The 738-nt window shown below is 74.3% G+C and carries 1 pseudogene; it reads left to right on the top strand.

The window, feature by feature from the left end:
• Positions 1 to 738, top strand: a pseudogene (locus tag IDM40_RS27760) (HNH endonuclease signature motif containing protein); the annotation flags it as partial.

Genomic DNA, 738 nt, shown 5'->3' with positions numbered 1-738 from the left:
GGCGGCCGAGTTCGCCGAACGCGGGGCCCGCCTGTACTCCAACTTCGCGGGCTTCACCTTCGAAGCCTGGGGCCCGGTTTCTGATGGTGAGCGTCTCAAGGCGGCGCTGGCCTCGTTCACGGCCCCCTACGGCACCACCGAGAAGAACCCCGACACCGGCGCGGGCGCCGACGGTACCGCTGCCTCCGGCGGCACCGGCAACGCCGGTGGCTCCGGTCTGGACTTCATCCCCCCGGGCGAGGCGGTGACTTCGCGCTACGGGCGTACCTACGACGCGCTCATCAGCGCGATGGGCTTCGCCCACGGCCACCACGGCCACACCCACATCAAGACCAAGGCCGGGGCCGAGGGCACCGGCAAGGGCAACGCCTCCGGCACCGCTGGCGGTGACGCGGGTGCTGACCCCGTCGGCGACACCGACGGCGACGGCCCCGGCGGCTCCGCCTCCGGCGGCGCGGACGGCCCCGCCGATGACGGCTCCGCTTCTGGCGGTGGCTGCTCGCAGCCACCCGGGACCAAGGCGGTCATCAACATCACCGTGCCCCTGTCGGCGCTGATGGGCTTCGGCTTCGCCTTCAAGAACGACACCAACGCCAACGGCAACGCCGGGGCCGACGGCGCCGCAGACGCAACCGGGGCAACTGGCCCCGAGGCCGCAGGCGCGGCCGGGGCATCCGGGGCGACCGGGTCGCCGCCCGGCTCGTGCCCCGGTTCGGGCGCCGAGTCTGGCCCCGACCC

The organism is Nocardiopsis coralli (assembly GCF_014892575.1).
GTDB lineage: Bacteria > Actinomycetota > Actinomycetes > Streptosporangiales > Streptosporangiaceae > Nocardiopsis > Nocardiopsis coralli.
This window is presented reverse-complemented; position numbering and strand designations above follow the sequence as displayed.